Source organism: Tamlana crocina (assembly GCF_012037625.1).
In genome coordinates this window covers 1-285 of sequence record NZ_JAAVJS010000851.1, presented here as the reverse complement: position 1 = coordinate 285, position 285 = coordinate 1, and the positions used below count along the sequence as shown (strand labels likewise).

1 protein-coding gene is annotated in these 285 nt (G+C 44.9%); it reads right to left on the bottom strand.

The window, feature by feature from the left end:
* On the bottom strand, window positions 1-285 hold a 285-nt coding region (locus HC176_RS19245), incomplete at both ends, for a M20/M25/M40 family metallo-hydrolase (protein WP_167920572.1).

Below are 285 nucleotides of genomic sequence, written 5' to 3'. Positions count from 1 at the left end.
GGAGTCCGGTGGTAATGGAAGGAACGTCCGGGGCGATCATTCCGGTGTCACTGATAAGAATCACGTCGTTCTGTAGCTTTTCCTTATTTTTTTCAATGAACCAGCCGAGATGCTCACTTCCAACTTCTTCTTCCCCTTCTATCATGAACTTGACATTACAAGGGAGTTCGTTGTTTTTGGACATATACTCCAGCGCCTTCACGTGCATATACATTTGTCCTTTATCATCACAGGCTCCCCTGGCAAAAATGGCACCTTCGGGATGAATTTCGGTATTTTTGATCA